We start from the raw sequence: 445 nt of genomic DNA, 5'->3' as shown, positions 1-445 counted from the left end.
CGAAGAACTCGTGCGGGAACTCGACCTTTTCCACCAGGTTCTCGCCGATGCACTCGAAGACTACGCGTCGCGCGACGGCACATTCACGCGTCGACATGAGCGGCGCGCGCGCCGCATGATCGCCGAAACGCTGAGCGTGGTCACGCTCACGTCGATCCGGGAAGTGGTCAGCGAACGCGACCGCAAGATCGACGAATACACCGGGCGGCTCGAGCGCGCCAATCACGAACTGACGCTGAAGCAACGGCTCGTCGGCGAATTGTACGAGTCGCGCATGCACATCACGCGCAGCGTGGTTCACGATCTGCGCAACTTCCTGAACGCGTTTTCGATGGCGCTGCAACTGATCGCCCGCGCGCCCGCGAAAGCCGACACCGCGCTGACTCTGGCGAACCGGCAGGCAGAGGACATGAAGGCGCTCGTCGAGCAGATGGTCGAGTACTCG

Annotated in this window: 1 pseudogene; it reads left to right on the top strand. The window is 63.4% G+C overall.

Annotation, left to right across the window (positions count from 1 at the left end):
- Positions 1-445, top strand: a pseudogene (locus tag SB753_RS34840) (histidine kinase); the annotation flags it as partial.

The organism is Paraburkholderia sp. SIMBA_053 (genome assembly GCF_046534895.1).
GTDB classification, from domain to species: Bacteria; Pseudomonadota; Gammaproteobacteria; order Burkholderiales; family Burkholderiaceae; genus Paraburkholderia; species Paraburkholderia caledonica.
The sequence above is the reverse complement of the archived record's forward strand: the minus strand, read 5'-3'. Positions and strand labels throughout refer to the sequence as shown.